This window comes from Streptomyces sp. NPDC014864 (assembly GCF_043081525.1).
Lineage (GTDB): Bacteria > Actinomycetota > Actinomycetes > Streptomycetales > Streptomycetaceae > Streptomyces.
The window spans coordinates 179,096-197,544 of record NZ_JBIBWT010000009.1; the positions used below are offsets into that span (position 1 = coordinate 179,096).

Annotated in this window: 15 protein-coding genes; 5 read left to right on the forward strand and 10 right to left on the reverse strand. The window is 69.0% G+C overall.

The features are described from left to right. Positions 1–133: 133 nt before the first annotated feature. From ACF1A5_RS18765 to rsmI, 7 genes are all read right to left on the reverse strand, one after another. Positions 134–1,957 carry an ABC-F family ATP-binding cassette domain-containing protein gene (locus ACF1A5_RS18765; protein WP_392193963.1) on the reverse strand — a complete coding sequence of 608 codons (1,824 nt, stop codon included), beginning with the start codon at positions 1,955–1,957 and terminating at the stop codon, positions 134–136. Between the two features lie 151 nt (positions 1,958–2,108). Next, positions 2,109–3,017, reverse strand: a complete 909-nt coding sequence (locus ACF1A5_RS18770) for a 4-(cytidine 5'-diphospho)-2-C-methyl-D-erythritol kinase (protein ID WP_392193964.1) — start codon at positions 3,015–3,017, stop codon at positions 2,109–2,111. After that, positions 3,018–3,929: a 16S rRNA (adenine(1518)-N(6)/adenine(1519)-N(6))-dimethyltransferase RsmA gene (gene rsmA, locus ACF1A5_RS18775; RefSeq protein ID WP_392193965.1), complete on the reverse strand. Its 912-nt coding sequence runs from the start codon at positions 3,927–3,929 to the stop codon at positions 3,018–3,020. A gap of 43 nt (positions 3,930–3,972) precedes the next feature. After that, complete coding sequence (locus tag ACF1A5_RS18780; RefSeq protein ID WP_392194062.1) at positions 3,973–5,514, reverse strand: ubiquitin-like domain-containing protein; 1,542 nt, start codon at positions 5,512–5,514, stop codon at positions 3,973–3,975. 303 nt (positions 5,515–5,817) lie between these two features. Next, the gene (locus ACF1A5_RS18785) at positions 5,818–6,696 is read right to left on the reverse strand and encodes a TatD family hydrolase (protein WP_392193966.1); all 879 of its coding nucleotides are present in this window, start codon (positions 6,694–6,696) and stop codon (positions 5,818–5,820) included. A gap of 47 nt (positions 6,697–6,743) precedes the next feature. Then, positions 6,744–7,172, reverse strand: coding sequence for a hypothetical protein (locus ACF1A5_RS18790; protein ID WP_392193967.1), 429 nt, complete (start codon positions 7,170–7,172; stop codon positions 6,744–6,746). Between the two features lie 429 nt (positions 7,173–7,601). After that, complete coding sequence (gene rsmI / locus ACF1A5_RS18795) at positions 7,602–8,447, reverse strand: 16S rRNA (cytidine(1402)-2'-O)-methyltransferase (RefSeq protein WP_392193968.1); 846 nt, start codon at positions 8,445–8,447, stop codon at positions 7,602–7,604. A 172-nt stretch (positions 8,448–8,619) separates the two neighbouring features. On the opposite strand from rsmI, the gene ACF1A5_RS18800 reads away from it, so the two are divergent. Continuing rightward, positions 8,620–10,368 carry a dolichyl-phosphate-mannose--protein mannosyltransferase gene (locus ACF1A5_RS18800; protein ID WP_392193969.1) on the forward strand — a complete coding sequence of 583 codons (1,749 nt, stop codon included), beginning with the start codon at positions 8,620–8,622 and terminating at the stop codon, positions 10,366–10,368. 240 nt (positions 10,369–10,608) lie between these two features. Here the strand turns inward: ACF1A5_RS18800 and ACF1A5_RS18805 are convergent, their stop codons facing one another. Beyond that, a complete protein-coding gene (locus tag ACF1A5_RS18805; RefSeq protein ID WP_392193970.1) occupies positions 10,609–10,863 on the reverse strand; it encodes a hypothetical protein in 255 nt (84 codons plus the stop codon). A gap of 563 nt (positions 10,864–11,426) precedes the next feature. Between ACF1A5_RS18805 and ACF1A5_RS18810 the strand changes: the two genes are divergently transcribed. Together ACF1A5_RS18810 and ACF1A5_RS18815 are read left to right on the forward strand one after the other, a co-directional pair. After that, positions 11,427–12,851, forward strand: coding sequence for a DNA sulfur modification protein DndB (locus ACF1A5_RS18810; RefSeq protein WP_392193971.1), 1,425 nt, complete (start codon positions 11,427–11,429; stop codon positions 12,849–12,851). 97 nt (positions 12,852–12,948) lie between these two features. Continuing rightward, on the forward strand, positions 12,949–14,025 hold the full coding sequence (locus ACF1A5_RS18815; RefSeq protein ID WP_392193972.1) for an MrcB family domain-containing protein: 1,077 nt from the start codon (positions 12,949–12,951) through the stop codon (positions 14,023–14,025). A gap of 644 nt (positions 14,026–14,669) precedes the next feature. On the opposite strand, the gene ACF1A5_RS18820 is transcribed toward ACF1A5_RS18815, so the two are convergent. Further along, positions 14,670–16,502 carry an exopolysaccharide biosynthesis polyprenyl glycosylphosphotransferase gene (locus ACF1A5_RS18820; protein ID WP_392194063.1) on the reverse strand — a complete coding sequence of 611 codons (1,833 nt, stop codon included), beginning with the start codon at positions 16,500–16,502 and terminating at the stop codon, positions 14,670–14,672. 567 nt (positions 16,503–17,069) lie between these two features. Between ACF1A5_RS18820 and ACF1A5_RS18825 the strand changes: the two genes are divergently transcribed. Both ACF1A5_RS18825 and ACF1A5_RS18830 read left to right on the forward strand, forming a co-directional pair. Further along, positions 17,070–17,417: a GntR family transcriptional regulator gene (locus tag ACF1A5_RS18825; protein WP_392194064.1), complete on the forward strand. Its 348-nt coding sequence runs from the start codon at positions 17,070–17,072 to the stop codon at positions 17,415–17,417. A 4-nt stretch (positions 17,418–17,421) separates the two neighbouring features. After that, entirely contained in the window at positions 17,422–17,988 is a 567-nt protein-coding gene (locus ACF1A5_RS18830) for an HD domain-containing protein (RefSeq protein ID WP_392193973.1), read from the forward strand. On the opposite strand, the gene ACF1A5_RS18835 is transcribed toward ACF1A5_RS18830, so the two are convergent. Beyond that, the gene (locus tag ACF1A5_RS18835) at positions 17,976–18,449 is read right to left on the reverse strand and encodes an NUDIX domain-containing protein (RefSeq protein WP_392193974.1); all 474 of its coding nucleotides are present in this window, start codon (positions 18,447–18,449) and stop codon (positions 17,976–17,978) included. The two genes, ACF1A5_RS18830 and ACF1A5_RS18835, sit on opposite strands and share 13 nt — an antisense overlap.

Consider the following 18,449-nt stretch of genomic DNA (forward strand, 5'->3'; position numbering starts at 1 on the left):
CACGCCCCGGTTTTCCGGCCGTGGGGCGGGGGCGGACGTGGGACAAAGCCGGAGGCGGCCCGGAACGGATGTGTGGCGGACGTGGGCGGGATGTGCCGGTGGGGGTGGCGTGATGCGCGGGTGGGGCCGAGTCCTAGGCGTCCTCGGCCAGTTCCAGCCAGCGCAGTTCCAGCTCCTCGCGCTCGCCCGCCAAGTCGCGCAGTTCGGCGTCGAGTCGGGCGACCTTCTCGAAGTCGGTGGCGTTCTCGGCGATCTGGGTGTGCAGCGTGGACTCCTTGTCGGAGATGCGGTCCAACTGCCGCTCGATCTTCTGGAGTTCCTTCTTCGCGGCACGCTGTTCGGCGGCGCTCTTCTCGGGCGCGGCCGACCCGGGCCGCGCCGCCGCCGACGCGGCGGTCGCGGCGGCCGCCGCGGCCTGCTGCTCCATCCGCTGCCGCCGCTCCAGGTACTCGTCGATGCCGCGCGGCAGCATCCGCAGCCCGCCGTCGCCGAGGAGCGCGTACACGGTGTCCGTGGTGCGCTCGACGAAGAACCGGTCGTGGGAGATGACGATCATCGAGCCGGGCCAGCCGTCGAGGACGTCCTCGAGCTGGGTGAGGGTCTCGATGTCGAGGTCGTTGGTGGGCTCGTCGAGGAAGAGGACGTTCGGCTCGTCCATGAGCAGCCGCAGCAGCTGGAGCCGGCGCCGCTCACCGCCGGACAGGTCGCCCACCGGCGTCCACTGCTTCTCCTTGTTGAAGCCGAAGGTCTCGCACAGCTGCCCGGCGGTCATCTCCCGGCCCTTGCCGAGGTCGACGCGCTCGCGCACCTGCTGCACGGCCTGCAGGACCCGCCACTCGGGGTCGAGTTCGGCGACCTCCTGGGACAGGTACGCCAGCTTCACGGTCCGGCCGACGGCGATCCGGCCGCCCGCCGGCTGCTCCTCGCCCTCGGTGCGGGCCGCCTGGGCCATCGCCCGCAGCAGCGACGTCTTCCCGGCGCCGTTGACGCCGACCAGGCCGATCCGGTCACCCGGGCCGAGCTGCCAGGTCACGTGCTTGAGCAGCACCTTCGGCCCGGCCTGCACGGACACGTCCTCCAGGTCGAAGACGGTCTTGCCGAGCCGGGAGGAGGCGAACTTCATCAGCTCGGAGGAGTCCCGCGGCGGCGGCACGTCCTTGATCAGCTCGTTGGCCGCCTCGACGCGGAAGCGGGGCTTGGACGTGCGGGCGGGGGCGCCGCGGCGCAGCCACGCCAGCTCCTTGCGGACGAGGTTCTGCCGCTTGACCTCCTCGCTCGCGGCGATCCGCTCCCGCTCGGCGCGGGCGAAGACGTAGTCGGAGTAGCCGCCCTCGTACTCGTGGACGACCCCGCGCTGCACGTCCCACATGCGGGTGCAGACCTGGTCGAGGAACCAGCGGTCGTGGGTGACGCACACCAGCGCCGAGCGCCTGTCGCGCAGGTGCTGGGCGAGCCAGGCGATGCCCTCGACGTCGAGGTGGTTGGTGGGCTCGTCCAGGACGATCAGGTCCTGCTCGTCGATGAGCAGCTTGGCGAGCGCGATCCGCCGCCGCTCGCCGCCGGACAGCGGCCCGATGACGGTGTCCAGGCCCTTGGGGAAGCCGGGCAGGTCCAGCCCGCCGAACAGCCCGGTCAGAACGTCGCGGATGCGGGCGTTGCCCGCCCACTCGTGGTCGGCGAGGTCACCGATGACCTCGTGCCGCACGGTCGCCGTGGGGTCGAGGGAGTCGTGCTGGGTGAGCACGCCCAGCCGCAGCCCGCCGGAGTGCGTGACGCGCCCGGTGTCGGTCTCCTCCAGCTTGGCCAGCATCCGGATGAGGGTGGTCTTGCCGTCGCCGTTGCGCCCGACGACCCCGATCCGGTCCCCTTCGGACACGCCGAGCGAGACACCGTCGAGCAGGGCACGCGTGCCGTACACCTTGCTGACGTTCTCGACATTGACCAGATTGACGGCCATTTCACTCCTGCCCGGGGGACGCGATCGACCCTCCAGGGTAGTCGGAGACCGACGTACGCCGATCGGGTGACACCCGACGACGGCCCCCACTCGCCCTCCGGGCCCCTCGCGACTCCACCGCCGTAACCGTGGACCGCCGGCGCGCCCGCCCCTACGGCGCTCCGCTCACCACGGTCGCCCCCGGCACCGGGCCCGCCGCGGTGCGGGCCGTGCGGCAGGTGCCCGTCGCCCGGAGGTCCCGGGCGATCCGGGCCGCCGTCCCGGCGTCACGGGCGAGGAAGGCGGTGGTCGGGCCGGAGCCCGAGACCAGGGCGGCCAGGGCGCCCGCGGCGCGGCCCGCCGCCAGGGTGCCGGCCAGCTCGGGGAAGAGGGACAGCGCGGCGGGCTGCAGATCGTTGGAGACGGCCGCTGCCAGCGCGTCCGCGTCGCCCTTGGCCAGCGCGTCGAGCAGGTCCTGCGAGGCGACGGGCTCGGGGATGCGCGTGCCCTCGCCGAGCCGGTCGAACTCGCGGAAGACCGCCGGGGTGGACAGCCCGCGGTGGGCCGTCGCGAACACCCAGTGGAAGGTGCCGTCCACCTCCAGCGGCCGGAGCAACTCGCCTCGCCCGGTGCCCAGCGCGGCCCCGCCCACCAGGCTGAAGGGCACGTCGCTGCCCAGTTCGGCGCAGATGCCGAGCAGCTCCTCGCGGGAGGCGTTCGTCCCCCACAGCGCGTCGCAGGCCACCAGCGCTGCCGCCCCGTCGGCGCTGCCGCCCGCCATGCCGCCGGCGACCGGGATGTCCTTGGCGATGTGCAGGTGCATGTCCGGGTCGCGGCCGTGACGCTCGGCGAGCGCGATCGCGGCACGGACCGCCAGGTTCGTACCGTCCAGGGGGACCTGGCCGGCGTCCGGGCCCGCGCAGGTGACCCGCGGCCCGTCCGGCGACGCGGTGGCCGTGACCTCGTCGTACAGGCCGACCGCCAGGAAGACGTTCGCCAGGTCGTGGAAGCCGTCGGGCCGGGCGGGACCCACCGCCAGCTGGACGTTGACCTTGGCCGGGACGCGTACCGTCACGCTCACTTAGTCGGACTCCTCTTCCGCGGCCGCCCGCACCGGAGCGGTCCCCCGGGACGCGGCCGCCTCCGCGATCCGCGCGAACTCCTCGACGGTCAGCGACTCGCCGCGCGCCTGCGGCGAGACGCCCGCGGCGACGAGGGCCGCCTCGGCGGCCGCCGCGGAACCCGCCCAGCCCGCGAGCGCGGCCCGCAGGGTCTTGCGCCGCTGCGCGAAGGCCGCGTCGACGACGGCGAACACCTGCTTCTTGGTGGCCGTCGTCCTGATCGGCTCGGCCCTCCGGGTGAGGGAGACCAGCCCGCTGTCGACGTTCGGCGCGGGCCAGAAGACGTTGCGGCCGATGGCGCCGGCCCGCTTGACCTCGGCGTACCAGCCGGCCTTGACGGACGGCACGCCGTACACCTTGGAGCCGGGCCCGGCGGCGAGCCGGTCGGCGACCTCCGCCTGCACCATCACGAGGGTGCGCTCGATGCTCGGGAAGGTGTCGAGCATGTGCAGCAGCACGGGCACGGCCACGTTGTACGGCAGGTTCGCCACCAGCGCGGTCGGGGCCGGGCCCGGCAGCGCGGTCACGTGCATCGCGTCCGAGTGGACCAGCGCGAACCGGTCGGCGCGGTCCGGCATGCGGGCGGCGATCGTCGCGGGCAGCGCGGCGGCGAGGACGTCGTCGATCTCGACGGCGGTGACGCGGTCGGCGACCTCCAGCAGCGCCAGGGTGAGGGAGCCGAGCCCCGGCCCGACCTCCACGACGACGTCGTCGGGACGGACGTCGGCGGTGCGGACGATACGACGGACCGTGTTCGCGTCGATCACGAAGTTCTGACCGCGCTGCTTGGTGGGACGCACGCCGAGGGCCGCCGCCAGTTCGCGGACGTCGGCGGGGCCCAGCAGGGCTTCGGGGGTGGGGCTGCTGCTCACGGAGCAAGGGTACGGGGCGCCCTGCCCGGCTCCCGCACCGCGCTCAGCCGTGCAGCCGTCCCCCGCACTGCGGCCAGGGACTGGTGCCCCGGCGGACGTACAGCTTCTTCGCCCGGTAGGTCTGCTCCTCCGGCGAGGCGTCCTGCGGGCGCCCCTGGCCGCCGAGGCTGTGCCAGGTGTGGGTGTCGAACTGGTACAGCCCCCCGTAGGTCCCGGAGGGGTCCACCGCGTCGGCCCGGCCCCCGGACTCGCACTGCGCGAGCCCCCGCCAGTCGAGGTGGTCGGCTCCCCGCACCGACGGCGGATGCGCCCGGGTGCCGACCTTCACCACCTGCGTGCGCGGCTCGCGCACCACCTCGGAGTCGACGCGCCGGGGCTGCTGGCGCACCCCGTTTACGGTCCGCAGCGCGTACGTCACCCGGCGCACCCCCGGCTGCCCGGCCCGCTCGACGATCTCGGTGCCCCGGAACAGCGTGGGGTCGTCGGTGCGCCGGACCGCGAAGGGGATCGGCTCCTCCCGCACCTCGCGCGACCCGGTGATGCGCAGCACGGTGACCGTCTGCCCGTCGCGCGGGAAGCTGTCCGGCGCGACGGAGGTGGCGTCCTGGCCGCTCAGGGTGACCCCGGCCGCCTCCACCGCCTCCCGCACGGTCGCCGCGTTGGTGCGGACGGTGCGGGCCCGGCCGTCCGCCATGACCGTCACCGTGCGCTCGGTGCGCACGTCGAGCGCGAGCCCGGCGCGCCCGATGGGCCGGGAGCGCGCGGCCGACAGATAGGCGCCCTCGGCACGCACGCCGAGCTGCCGGAGCGCCCCGTCCACCGTGCGCGCCGTCGTCCACACCTCGTGCCGTTGCCCGTCGAGGGTGAGCCGCAACGGCCGCCCGAAGCGCACCGCCACCTCGTCCCCGCTGGCCAGCGCCGTGTCGGCGCCGGGCGCCACCACGTCGTGCGCCCCGACCTCGACGCCCTCCTCGGTGAGCAGCTCGGAGACGTCGTCGGCGAAGGTGTGCAGGGTGCGCGGGCTGCCGTCCACGTCGAGTTCGACGGCCTTGTCCTGGGCGACGAAGGCGGTGGTGCCGCCGGCCAGGAAGGCGACGACCAGCGCCTGCGGCAGCAGCCGCCGCACGTTCTGCTCCGGGCGCTCCGCGGGGCGGGCCCTGCGCCGGCGGGCGCCGCGCCGCCCGGTGGTGTCCGGCCGCCGGCCGACGGCCGGGTCCCGCGCCTCGCCCGCCGGAGCGCCGCGGCCCTGCCGGGGCAGCACCGGCTCGGTGATCTCGTACGCGGGCCGGTAGGTGTCCGCCCAGGCCCCGGGCAGCCCGTCCACGACGGTGGTGGCGGAGGCGCCGAGCCCGGCGGAGGCGCCGAAGCCGTCGAGCGCGGTGGGGGCGCCGGGCGGTGTGGGGAGGCCGGGGGCGTCCGCGGTCCGGAAGAACATGTCGCCGCCGTGGCCGCCGTAGCCGCCGTGCACCCCGCAGGCCACCGTCTCGGCGCTGTGCACGTCCGGCGGCGGTTCCGGGGCGGGGACCACGCCGGGGCCGTACCGCTGGTACGTCTCGTACGACGTCCCGTGCGTCTCGTACGGCATCCCGCACAACTCGTACGACGTCCCGTACGGCCCGTCCGACCTCCGGTACGGCCCGTCCGACGTCCCGTACGGCCCGTCCGACGTCCCGTACATCACGTACGACGTCCCGTGCGTCTCATAGGTCTCGTACGGCGAGTTGCCGTTGCTCACACCGACACGCTCCAGAGGGCCGAGGGTCCGAGGGTCCGGATCGGGCCCCCGCAACCTAGCGGAGCGTCCGTCACTCTCCAAAGCGGTGTGAATACACAAGGTCACGATCGGGCTCGATTCGAACCCAGGTGAGCGTTATCGGTCGGTCATGAGTCAGTAGCCGAAGGCGCGTGCCGTGTTCGCCGCCAGAGCCGCCGCCAGCGTGTCCTCGTCGATGCCGCGCACTTCGGCCATCGCCCGCACCGTGACCGGAACGAGATACGGCGCGTTGGGCCGTCCGCGGTACGGCGCCGGGGTCAGGAAGGGCGCGTCGGTCTCCACGAGGACCAGCTCCAGCGGCGCCACGGCGAGGGCGTCCCGCAGGTGCTGGGCGTTCTTGAAGGTGACGTTGCCCGCGAAGGACATGAAGTACCCCGCGCCCGCGCACTCCTCGGCCATCTTCGCGTCCCCCGAGTAGCAGTGGAACACCGTCCGCTCGGGAGCGCCCTCCTCCTTGAGGACGCGCAGCACGTCGGCGTGGGCGTCGCGGTCGTGGATGACCAGGGCCTTGCCGTGCCGCTTGGCGATCTCGATGTGCGCGCGGAAGGAGCGCTCCTGCGCCGCCTTGCCCTCGGGCCCGGTGCGGAAGTAGTCGAGCCCCGTCTCGCCGACGCCCTTGACCTGGGGCAGCGCGGCCAACCGGTCGATCTCGGCGAGCGCCTCGTCCAGGCCCGGGTCGCCGCCCGGCTCCCGCGCGCCCTGCCGGGACCATCCGTCGGGATCGCCGTGCACGATGCGTGGGGCCTCGTTCGGGTGCAGGGCGACCGTCGCGTGGACGGCGTCGTACGCCGCGGCCGTCTCGGCCGCCCACCGCGACCCCGCGAGGTCGCAGCCGACCTGCACCACCGTGGTCACCCCCACCGACGCCGCCTTGGCGAGGCCCTCCTCGACGGTGCCGGACTGCATGTCGAGGTGGGTGTGGGAGTCGGCGACCGGGATCCGGAGGGGTTCCGGGAGCGGTGGCGCCGCGTTCTTGTCGGCGTTCGAAGGCATGCCCCGATCCTACGAAAGGGGCAGGCCCCGACCGCTCCGGGCGGGCGTCAGCCGGCCTTGCGCTGAAAAGGGTGCAGCAGGTCGGACAGGTGCCAGTGGTGGCCGTGCCGCTCCCGGTCCGCCGCCTCCTCCCCGGACGGGGACTCCGGCGCGGGCGGCGCGGGGTCCATGACCGGGCCCGCCGGGCGCTGGTTGCGGTGCAGGTGGTACTGCACGGACGACACCTGCCCGGCCCGCATGATCCGTACGACGTGGCCGTCGCAGTTCTGGCAGCTCGGGCGGCTCAGCGGCGACGGGACCACCCGGCCGTCCGCGACGTACAGCACGAAATCGCCGCCCTCGGCGTCCGTGTGGTGCTCTATCTCGTACGACTGCTCCCAGCCGTGTCCGCAGCGCATACAGGCGAACGCGTACGACTCGTTGACGACGGCGGTGGCCCCTTCACGCAGGCCGGTCTGCCCTGAGGTCTCACTCATGCCAGCTCCTCTTGTCCGCTGGACAAGCGCCCCCGACGCGGGGATTCCCCCGGAATCCCGTCAGGGGCGAGGGACGGGTGCGTCCCTCGTCCCAGTGGACGCCTCCACCAGCGCGAACGCATCAGTCCTGTCGAACGTTGGAGGCGATTTGGCGGACGCTTGCCCCAGGGCACCCGAACGGCGGGTGGCTGCTTTGCCTTGCATGACGCGGCTTTACCGCCCGATGGGGCGCACGCTCACCAGAGATGCTCCCTGCTCAGAGGGGGTGTGGCCGCTCTCGCACCGGCAGGCCCGCGCGTCACGGTGACCTGAAGGTCAGGGCGGCACGCGCGTCAAAGCGGCCGCACGTCACTGCGGCACGCACCGCCGGGCACTCGGCCCGGCGCCGTGGGGGTCACACCGAAGGGCGCCGCCTTCGCCGGGGCCGGCTCAGCCCGCGTGCTTGGCGGCCACCACGGCGTCGAACACCTCGCGCTTGGGCACGCCCGCTTCCGCCGCGACCGCCGCGATCGCCTCCTTGCGCCGCTCCCCGGCCTCCTCACGGACCCGCACCCGCCGCACCAGCTCCTCGGCGCCGACCTCCTCGGGCCCCTTCTCGGGCGCCCCCTCCACCACGACCGTGATCTCGCCGCGCACGCCCTCGGCCGCCCAGGCGGCCAGCTCCCCGAGCCCACCGCGCCGTACCTCCTCGTACGTCTTGGTCAGCTCCCGGCACACCGCGGCCCGCCGGTCGGCGCCGAACACCTCGGCCATCGCCGCGAGGGTGTCGTCGAGCCGGTGCGGAGCCTCGAAGTAGACCAGCGTGCGCCGCTCGTCCGCGACCTCCCGCAGCCGGGACAGCCGCTCACCGGCCTTACGCGGCAGGAACCCCTCGAAGCAGAACCGGTCGACCGGCAGCCCCGACAGCGCCAGCGCGGTCAGCACGGCGGACGGTCCGGGCACCGCGGTGACCCTGACGCCCCGCTCGACGGCCGCCGCGACCAGCCGGTACCCGGGGTCGGACACGGACGGCATGCCCGCGTCCGTCACCAGCAGCACCCGCGCGCCGCCGGCCAGCTCCTCGACCAGCTCGGGCGTACGGGCGGACTCGTTGCCCTCGAAGTACGACACCACCCGCCCCTTGGTCTGCACTCCGAGCGCCTGGGTCAGCCGGCGCAGCCGCCGGGTGTCCTCGGCGGCGACCACGTCGGCGCCGGCCAGCTCCTCGGCGAGCCGGGGCGGCGCGTCCTGAAGGTCGCCGATGGGGGTGCCCGCCAAAACAAGGGTTCCAGTCACGCCCCCCATCCTCTCAAGGGCGCCGGCCCGGGAGCGCCGCCTCCCTCCCGGCCCCCGCCACCCCCGCCATGGCCCCCGCCACCGCCGCCACCGCCACCGTCGCGGAGGCCGCGTCGCGGCCGGAACCGCCCATGCGCGGGACTCACACAGAACCGTTCCCTACGATGGCGCGGTGACCAGTACCGCGTCCTCCACGGACACCCGGCAGGGACCGGCCCCGCACGACCGGCGGCCGTCGTGGCAGCAGCGGCTGCGCCGCTTCGGCTGGCCGGCGGGGCCCACCAGCGACGTCGGCGGTGTCACCGACCGGCTGGTACCGCCGTACGCGCAGCCGAGCCCGAGACTGTGGGCCGCCCTCGGTGCCCCGGGGACCCTCGCCGACCGCCTGACCCGCTGGTCGGGCTGGGGCGGGCCGCTGCTGGTGACGTTGCTGGCCGGCGTGCTGCGCTTCTGGAACCTGGGCAGCCCGAAGGCGGTGATATTCGACGAGACGTACTACGCCAAGGACGCGTGGGCGATCGTCCACCGCGGCTTCGAGGTCAACTGGGACAAGAACGCCAACGACCTGGTCCTCAAGGTGGGCAGTCACATCGGCATCCCCACCGACGCGGCCTACGTCGTGCACCCGCCGGTCGGCAAGTACGTGATCGGCCTGGGCGAGCTGGTCTTCGGCTTCGACCCGTACGGCTGGCGCTTCATGACCGCGCTGCTCGGCACGCTGTCCGTACTGATGCTCTGCCGCATCGGGCGCCGGCTGTTCCGCTCCACCTTCCTCGGCTGCCTGGCGGGCGCGCTGATGGCGGTGGACGGGCTGCACTTCGTGATGAGCCGTACCTCGCTGCTCGACGGCGTGCTGATGTTCTTCGTACTGGCCGCCTTCGGCTGCCTGCTGATCGACCGGGACCGGGCCCGCGCGCGGCTCGCCGCCGCGCTCCCGGCCGACGCCGACGGGCGGATCCGGCCCGACGCGCACACGGCGGAGCACACCCGGCTGGGGTGGCGCCCCTGGCGCTGGGCCACGGGCCTGCTGCTGGGCCTGGCGATCGGCACCAAGTGGAACGGCCTGTACATCCTGGCCGCCTTCTGCGTGATGGCGGTGCTGTGGGACGTCGGCTCCCGCAGGGTGGCCGGGGCCCGGCACCCGTACGCGGCGGTCCTGAAGCGGGACACCGGCATCACGTTCCTGGCGACGGTCCCGGTGGCGATCGCCGTCTATTTGGTCTCGTGGACCGGCTGGATCCTCTCCCCCACCGACGGCACCGGCGGCTACTTCCGCAACTGGGCCGCGACCGACGGCAAGGGCGGCAACTGGACCTTCCTGCCGGACTGGCTGCGCAGCCTGTGGCACTACGAGCACGAGGTCTACAAGTTCCACGTCGGCCTGTCCTCGCCGCACACCTACCAGTCCAACCCGTGGAGCTGGCTCGTCGACGGCCGCCCGGTGTCGTACTTCTACGAGTCGCCCTCCCCCGGCGCGGACGGCTGCCCGGCGGACGCCGGCGAGAAGTGCGCCCGCGAGGTGCTCGCCCTCGGCACGCCCGTGCTGTGGTGGGTGGCGTGCGTCGCCCTCCTGTACGTGCTGTGGCGCTGGTTCTTCCGCCGCGACTGGCGCGCGGGCGCCATCGCCTGCGGCGTCGCGGCCGGCTACCTGCCGTGGTTCCTGTACCAGGAGCGCACGATCTTCTACTTCTACGCCGTGGTCTTCGTGCCCTTCCTCTGCCTCGCGGTCGCCATGCTGATCGGCGCGCTCGTCGGCCCACCCGGCTCCACCGACGCCCGCCGCGTCACCGGCGCCACCGCGGCGGGCGTCCTGGTCCTCCTGATCGCCTGGAACTTCATCTACTTCTGGCCCCTGTACACCGGCACCGCCATCCCCATAGACGACTGGCGAGCCCGGATGTGGCTGGACACCTGGGTCTAGCTGGGCAGACGAACCTGAGGGGCGCGACAGCGGTCGCGCCCCTCAGGTCGTTGTTGGTCCGTGTTGGTCGTCCCGGGTCGCCTTCAGACGGCCCGGCGACGGCCCGGCAGCGGAGGTCGCCATAGGCTTCGCGACCTTCTGGGGGAATCCCCCCAGTGGCCCGACCGGCTCCGGCTTCCCGTCCCCTGGTGGCGTCGACGCCACCAGGGGACGACGCCACCAGGGGACGGACGGCCTCCGCTAAGCCGCCAGCTGCCCAGTCGGCGGCTCCGGACCGCCCCACCGGGCAAGCAGGTACGCGCCGTAGGCGCCCAGGATGCTCGCGAAGTACGGCTCGAGATTCAGCGGGAGCCAGACGTCGATGAGCGCCAGGACAACGGCAGCGCACAAGAGTCGGGCCGCGACCTGCATCACCGTCGCCAGCTCCCCAGAGTCGTCGAACGCGAGGTACCCGCCCTGGTTGTCGGGCGGGGGCGGATTCATGTCTACTGGCATCGGTCCCCTTTCGAGGGCTGTGGGTGGGGCCGCGTTTCGACTTTCGACGGACGGGATCGCGGCTCCCCCAATTGCTTCTGATCTCCTTCACGGCCCGCTGTGGACGGGTTCGCCCCACAGTGACCACGTCAGCGTGAGCTCCAACGAGATGCCGGTGAGGGTTGTCCGACTCCTCGTTTTTCGCCTGGCGATTTTTTCGACAGCGGCGTGGCTCACGGGTGGAGCGTAATCACACGGAGTGAGGTGCCGCAACTACCCAGGCTCGTAGTCCTCCACCCTCCCGTCCGCCCTGGCGCGGTCCGACCCGACGCCGCCGGGACCGCAGGGACCACCCGCACCACGAGGGCGACGACTTTTCGTGATCGCGCTGGGTACGGCGACGCGGCCGCTACAACCTCCTGAGCTGCACATATCCGTCAGCGCTGGCCAACATGAAGTGCCCCTTGCCCGCCGACGAGCCCCAAGCTGGTTGCAGATCGGCACGGAGCAAGATTACGCTCGCGACGCGCGCGCGTGGCGAGCCGAAAAAAATTTGCCAGGCAAAATTCGAAGGAGGTAAGCCGATGACATCCGAGGCCGACATGCAGGCGATGGCCGAGGGCATGGACATGCGTCCGGTCTCGTTCAAGACTCCAGCGTTCCGGACCATGATCGGGAAGATGCCGTCGTTCAACTTCATGCACCCGTTGCCGGCTCTCGTGGAACTGCGCGCACGCACAGAGTCAGGGGTGATCGTCCGGAAGGACTTCGATCTTGATGACGAGGAGTACGGCAACCGTCCCATCGACTTCAAGCACGTCGAGAAGATCGCGAACGGGCTCTACGACCGCCCCGACACCCCGATCCAGCAGATCCAGCTCGCCATCCCCGGCGACATCGATGATCAGGAGACGTACCGCTGGAAGCGGTATAACAGCATCTCTCCCGGCGTCGAGTTCGGCATGCTCACGGTCTATCAGGGCACGCCCATGCACATCGAAAATGGGCAGCACACGTTGGAGGCGCTTGCGCGGGTCTGGGACCGTGTGAAGGGTTCCTCGTTCGGTGAGGACCAGGATAAGGAGAGCACCCTGAAGGCGAGTGCCGCTCCGATCCAGGTACTCGTGCAGAGCAACCGTGACGAAGTCACGAGGATGTTTGTGGTGGCGGGGCTGACGAAGCCGATCTCGCCCGCACTCATGACAGCGCTTGACCAAAGCTCGTACGCGAACCGGTTCGGCACCCAGGTTGGGCGGCGTGCACGGCTGCTCACTGACGAACCTGCTCGCCTGGTCTACCTACGCTCAGCCGCGCGCGAAGAGGCCCTGTACTCGACCGCGCACATGCGAGGGTTCACTACCGCCACCTTGGTCGGCTTCAAGGACCGAACCCCCGATGCGCGCGAAGCAAATGTGCGCAGAGCCCTCGAGGAGCGTGCCGGATCAAGCGGCAACATCAACGACGAGCTGGAAAAGGTCATCGAGGAAACCGTGGCCTCTCTGGACTACGCATACGAGCGGATTCCCGGCTGGAAGGACCTTCGCCGCTCCCCAGAGGGAGCCGGCCTGTCCCCTAAGCAGTTCCGCGCGGAGTACCTGCACGGGTCCCCAGCTGGCCTGTACGTGATCGGTGGCGTCCTTGGTGCTGCGCGGTTCTGTGGGGTTCCACTGAACGACGTCGTCGACGCACTCGCAGGACTCCCGTGGGGGCGATCCGAAGGCAAGATCCGCAAGGTGGACGGTGTCGAGCAGATGCAGCATCTCCTCTTCGAGGGCACGCTCGTCCGCTTCGAGAAGGGGACCGCCCAAAACGGTGACGTCACCTGGTCTCCGACCACTGCCGGCGGAGCCCGAACCAACTACGAAGCCGCAACAGAGAAGGTCTTGAAGGAGCTCGCGCGCGACGCAGCCTTCAAGGAGATGTACCACCAGAAGACGCTCGTGCACCTGGGCCTACGTTCAGCCAAGGGTCGTGGCCGGCCGCGCAAGACGACTGACGGTAGCGCCTGATCCTGGGCAGTCCTGCACTAGGCCTTCAGGACTGCCCAACTTCCCTGCACTGCCTGCCGTGGGGGCTGTGTCAGTGGTCAGGCATAGCATCCGCCGTATGGAACTTGGGGACTTCCTCTACGAAATTGGCTCCACGTACGTCATCAATGACAACAAAAAGGTCAGTAAGGGCGTCGCAGATCTTCTGCGAGCCGCTCCCGAGAAGATCGGACACCTGGTACCGCCTGGCTACCTCGTTGAGGGAAGCCCGGGCAAAGGCAACGCCGCCACATGCCCATGGGTTTCCTTCTTCGACCCTGATGAGACCAGGACGGCACAGCGGGGCATGTACCTCGTCTACCTCCTGGCTGAAGATAGGAAGACCTTCGCACTCAGCCTCAACCAGGGCGTCACCGAGATCACGGAGACCCTCGGAGCTCCTGAGGCACGAAGGCGACTGGCTGCCGAAGCCGCTGCGGTCAGGGATGCACTTCCTTCAGCTTCTAAGAAGGGATTGAGCGCGACGATCGATCTAGGCCACCGGCGGGGCCTGCCCCGCTCCTACGAAGCGGGCAACCTGTTGGCCATCACCTACGAGGTCGCAGCGCTGCCCGACGAGCAGACTTTGCGGGCTGATCTGAGTCGCATGATCGGCCTCTACCAAGATGCTTTGGCCGTCCGAGAAGAGGTGCGGCAGACTACCCGCGACACCATCGTCACGGTTCTCGAAGAACCGCCCTCGCAGGCTTCGGAGCTCTTGCTGCACTTCGCGCCGAAGAGCGACGATGAGTACGAACAAACCCTCACGGCACGGAAGCTACGCAAGAGCCGAAGCCACGAAACGCTCGTGCGACAGTACGGCGAGTTCCTCCTTAGCCAACAGATAGAGGTTGGTACCGAGGTCCATCCCCGCGACATGGTCGTCATCAAGTCCGCCGTGCACTGGCTTGTTGAGGCTAAGTTCATCCGACGCGGCAACGCGACGGAAGCCGTGCGCGAAGCACTGGGCCAGTTGGCCACCTATGCCTTCTGCCTGTACCCGTCAGACGCGCAGCCGCGCCAACTGGGCCTCTTCTCCGAGCCCATCGGGGACGTGTACACCCGCCTTCTGGAACACCACGGAATCGCGTCAGTGTGGCGCACAGACTCGGGTTGGACTGGATCCCCGTCCGCACTTGCTGCAGGACTTGCGTGAAATACGCCCTTCCGGACACTCGGGCACGTCATCCACAGGCGCCCCGGGCACACGCCAGGAGGGCGCGGCGGTCCGCCGCGCCCTCCTGGCGTTTGTTGATCGTTAGTCGCTGATTGGTCACCCGCGGAGGGAGCGGTGACGATCCAACGCCGGTACTGCAGCGGATTTACAGTCCCCACGCACGTGCCCTCCTGCGCTTCTCGTGGCCTGCGGAGACTCGCACAGGCTTAGGTGAACAAGCTCTCCCCGTCCACACCTCGTCCACAGAGAACCGAGAAGGCCGCCCCTACGCCTTGCCGAACAGCGCCCCAGACTCAGTCAGTGACCTCCTCCCAGACTCTCGGAGCGGGGTTCGCGGGTCGACGGCTTCAGACGGCCCCTTCAACTTATCGGACCTATCAATATCGCGCTCTTTGCCTCAGAAGACCTATAGTCCACTCGCCACCCGTTGCCGCGCTGTGGAATTGGGAACTTGCGCGTCTTGGTGGAGTGGACGACTGGGCCGAGCACAGTCGAACTCAGTGCATCAAGTTCCTCATCCCCCGGGGGCGCTAATCAGTAGGCACCCGCACCACCCGGCAGGCGAAGCATGGCCAGGGAGCCGTCCACTCAAAGCTGAACCAGCCAGAATGGCAGGGACGGAACTAATAAGCCCCTCTTCCATTAATGACTGCACGCAGCGTACGAGCCAGAATTCTGAAGTCGTGAGGGAGGGACCAATTGTCCACGTAGTACAAATCCAGCTTCACGCACTCATCCCAAGAGAGGTCAGAGCGGCCACTTACTTGCCAGGCTCCGGTGATCCCTGGCTTTACCTTCAAACGCCGGAGCTCTGTCTCGTCATACATTTCGACCTCCTCGGGCAGAGGAGGGCGGGGGCCAACGAGCGACATCTCCCCCCGCAGGACGTTCAAGAGTTGCGGAAGCTCATCAAGAGAGAGGCGCCGCAGCAATCCACCCACCCTAGTAATCCGCGGATCTCTTCTCATCTTGAACATCCGGCCACCAACACTGGCATCGGCGTTGACCACTGGGCGCCGATCTGAGCCCAGAGCCATAGTCCGGAATTTATACATGACGAACGGGCGGCCGTATTTACCCACCCTCACCTGGAGAAACAGAATCGGCCCCCTACTCCCAAGCCAAATTGCGACCCCAATACCCAGAAGCAACGGAGCCAGCAAAACGATCAAGAGCAGTGCACCAATCCAGTCAATCAACTTCTTCAGGGCGGCTTGAATATAACCAGAAGGAGGCAAAACATGGAAAACGGTGAGCCCAGCGGCAGTGCGCATGAGGAGGCGATGCGTAGAAACGTCCTCGGGCGGAGTAAGCATGACGAGGGGAAATCCCGCGTCCTGCAAGCCCCAGATGACCCGACGTAGGCGACGCCCCATCAGGTCACTACCTTGCGTAAGAAGGACGAGGTCCGCATTTACAGCTGCTGCACTCGAAATAATGGTCGTAGCGTCTGCCGCACTCGGTAGCTGCCCTCTTGGGAGTCGCCCAACTGCTGCTGGGAAACAGGTGATATCGCCACCAATAGCCACGACACCGACGACGCCGTATGGGTGGTCCGTGAGAGATGCCAGGCGCCCCACTACGTAATCGGCTGCGGCGGACTCACCGACAACCAACACTCGATGCACTCTACGCGCCTCGCGGCGGTCTGTCAGAAGTCGCCTACCAAGAAGAAGTCCTGACGAGTACGAAACGACAAGCCCTGGCAGCACTGCAACTAGAACAGCTTCGAAATCAGTGGCGAAGCCGAATATGGGGCGCACCAAGCTAACTAGCGCAATAAATACGAGCCAGTCAGCAACAAGGGGGGAAAAGTGATAATTCTCACCCAGCGTCTCGAACCGATATCGACGTCGAACTGATCGCACCAAAGGCCAAAGCAATCCCCACCCAGTTGCTTGGAGTGCGACGTACGGCTGACGCAACGCACTGAGTACCAAGCCGACCTGAATTGCCATGCCGAGGAGATCGACAAAAACGATCACGGCCAGATAGCCCCACGGCTTGTGAAATTTAGGGGAAGGTGCATTTAGCCGAGGCGCGACCGAGTCAGCTAACTCCTCTACGCGTTGACTTCCCGGCCCCACAGACACCAGCACAGGCGAGCGTACGGGCACTGGCCGGGGCTCTGGGGGCGGTGAGTATCCGGTTCGAACAGGAACACCAAAGAGACCGGCTAGGACTCTTCGAGAGAGGCTCAGCTTGCTCGTTGGCGGTTCAGTGGTAGACCGAACTGGAGTCTGAAGCAGACCGACGAGGACCCGATGACCAAGAGACCGGTTATTCATTAGCCCCTCCCCCGGTGAGTTCAACGCTACCGCGGGAACTCGGACGTTTTTCAGACGCAGGCTCTCCGACCGCGTCAGCGATCTGGGGAATGTTTCCAAGTTGAGCCAAGAGCGATGGCGCCGAAAAACCGAGAGCCACTGCTGCCGCGACGCCATTAATGGAACCATTGGCGCCAAACGCGCAGGCAGTGCCAGCACCAAGAAACGTCCGGAAAAAAGTCATCCAGGCATGGGCCGGCATGTCCAAATATACCCTTAAAGAGGGTGGTTTAGTCCTAATTTTTCCAGTAGGGGTCTTTCGAGCCTCTTGCCAGAGTGCTAGACAGTTGAAGATGGAAAGTAGCTCCACCAGGGCACCCCCTGCCGCGCCTAAAAGGGCGTACTTCCACCACTCCATACTGTCCCCACCCGTCGCCCACACCACACGTCGCCCCGGCGACCGTCCATGCGTATGGCAACGATAGGGCGTGACGGCCGTCTGCGCGCACTGTTCGTCAGGCGAAACCTCCATCTCATAGCGGGTTCGCACTCAGCCAGCCCGCCGCGAGGTCTGACCCGCGTCCTCGTCTTCACTAGACATGGGAAGCTTTGGTAAGACGTTTGACCGACTGAGAGGGAGAACGCGTGGCGCAGCAGGCCAGCCCTCGGGGGACCTTCCTAAAGATCGCCGATGCAGTGAAGGCCCGGATCGAAGCAGACCCGCACATGACGCAACTTCCGCCTGCTGCAGATCTCATGCGCGACTACAAGATTTCGCGGGGGGTCGCCCTACGCGCCTTCGGCGTACTCCAGCGCGATGGAGTTGCGGAGCCGGTACCCGGAGGACGGTGGCGGGTTGTAAGGGCCAGCGAGAGGTCCGACCGGCGTCCTCTGGACGAACGGATCGCCGCCATCATCACGGATGAAGGTCTCGAAGTAGGGGCAGCGTTCCCGAGTGCTTCCGCTCTGGCTTCTCGATTCGGGGTGTCACGCCCCACCGTGACAAAGGCACTCGACAGGTTGGAGGCCGCCGGCCTGCTGGCCAACGGAGGGCAAGGCAAGGTGCGGACGGTCCGCGCCCTGCCGATACGAGAGGAGCGTTAGTAGCTTGTCGGAGCTGACAGAGTGGGCCTATCCCCTCGCGGAGTCCCTACTCGCCGAGCCGCTGCCGCGCCGGTGGCAACACTGTCTGGGAGTGGCCGAGCGGGCGCGCACCATCGCAGTCGTCCTCGGGGAGGACGCCGAGCTGCTGGAGGCCGCGGCCGTCCTCCACGACATCGGGTATGCACCGGACCTCGCGAAGACCGGCTTTCATCCTCTCGACGGTGCCCGCTACCTCCGCGACGTGGCGAACGCGGACGAGCGCGTTGTGCAGCTGGTAGCCCACCACTCCTGCGCGTGGATGGAGGCAGACGCGCGCGGCCTGCGCGAGGAACTGGAGGGTGAGTTCCCCCGCCAGAGCCCGCACCTCAATGACGCGCTCTGCTACTGCGACATGAACACCACGCCCGATGGCACCCCCACGAACCCCGTGGACCGGATCAACGAGATTGCCGGCCGCTACGGCCCAGACAGCCTGATCGGTACGTTCATCCGCCGCGCCGAGTCCGAAATTCTGGCGTGCACGGCACGCGTACTGGAGCGGGTCGCCGGCGCGAAGCGTCAGCCGATGTAGGGCACCGTCCGCGTCCGATCCATCGCGTGCTCGATACGCAGCCGCATCGTGGGGTGGATGTCCAACTCCCGCAGGTCCGCTGGGTCGACCCAGCGGACCTGCATCGTCTCGTCGCTCGTGCGCACCTCGCCCCCGACCGGGCGCGCGCGGAAGCAGATGCTGAATTGCTGGCGCACCTCGCCGTCGTCGTACTGCATGACGTGGCCCGGGTCCGTGTAGATCCCGGACATGCCCTCGACCTCAGCCTTGATACCGGTCTCTTCCCAGACCTCGCGGACCACGGTGTCGCTGATGGATTCCCCCACGTCGTGACCGCCTCCGGGCAGTGCCCAGCGTCCGTTGTCGGAGCGCTGAATCATGAGCACCTGGCCCGCGTCGTTCCGGACCAGGGCGACGACCGACGGAACTACCGAGTTGGCCGGCGGAGCGTCCGGGTCGTGAAGGTAGTCAATGCGTCCCAT

What these genes read in the sequence shown, in the direction of transcription:
- ACF1A5_RS18765 (WP_392193963.1), bottom strand. Translation starts at nt 1,957, where the DNA reads ATGGCCGTCAATCTGGTCAATGTCGAGAACGTCAGCAAGGTGTACGGC.
- ACF1A5_RS18780 (WP_392194062.1), bottom strand. Translation starts at nt 5,514, where the DNA reads ATGCCGTACGAGACGCACGGGACGTCGTACGAGACGTACCAGCGGTAC.
- ACF1A5_RS18785 (WP_392193966.1), bottom strand. Translation starts at nt 6,696, where the DNA reads ATGCCTTCGAACGCCGACAAGAACGCGGCGCCACCGCTCCCGGAACCC.
- ACF1A5_RS18790 (WP_392193967.1), bottom strand. Translation starts at nt 7,172, where the DNA reads ATGAGTGAGACCTCAGGGCAGACCGGCCTGCGTGAAGGGGCCACCGCC.
- ACF1A5_RS18805 (WP_392193970.1), bottom strand. Translation starts at nt 10,863, where the DNA reads ATGCCAGTAGACATGAATCCGCCCCCGCCCGACAACCAGGGCGGGTAC.
- ACF1A5_RS18810 (WP_392193971.1), top strand. Translation starts at nt 11,427, where the DNA reads ATGACATCCGAGGCCGACATGCAGGCGATGGCCGAGGGCATGGACATG.
- ACF1A5_RS18815 (WP_392193972.1), top strand. Translation starts at nt 12,949, where the DNA reads ATGGAACTTGGGGACTTCCTCTACGAAATTGGCTCCACGTACGTCATC.
- ACF1A5_RS18820 (WP_392194063.1), bottom strand. Translation starts at nt 16,502, where the DNA reads ATGGTTCCATTAATGGCGTCGCGGCAGCAGTGGCTCTCGGTTTTTCGG.
- ACF1A5_RS18825 (WP_392194064.1), top strand. Translation starts at nt 17,070, where the DNA reads ATGCGCGACTACAAGATTTCGCGGGGGGTCGCCCTACGCGCCTTCGGC.
- ACF1A5_RS18835 (WP_392193974.1), bottom strand. Translation starts at nt 18,449, where the DNA reads ATGGGACGCATTGACTACCTTCACGACCCGGACGCTCCGCCGGCCAAC.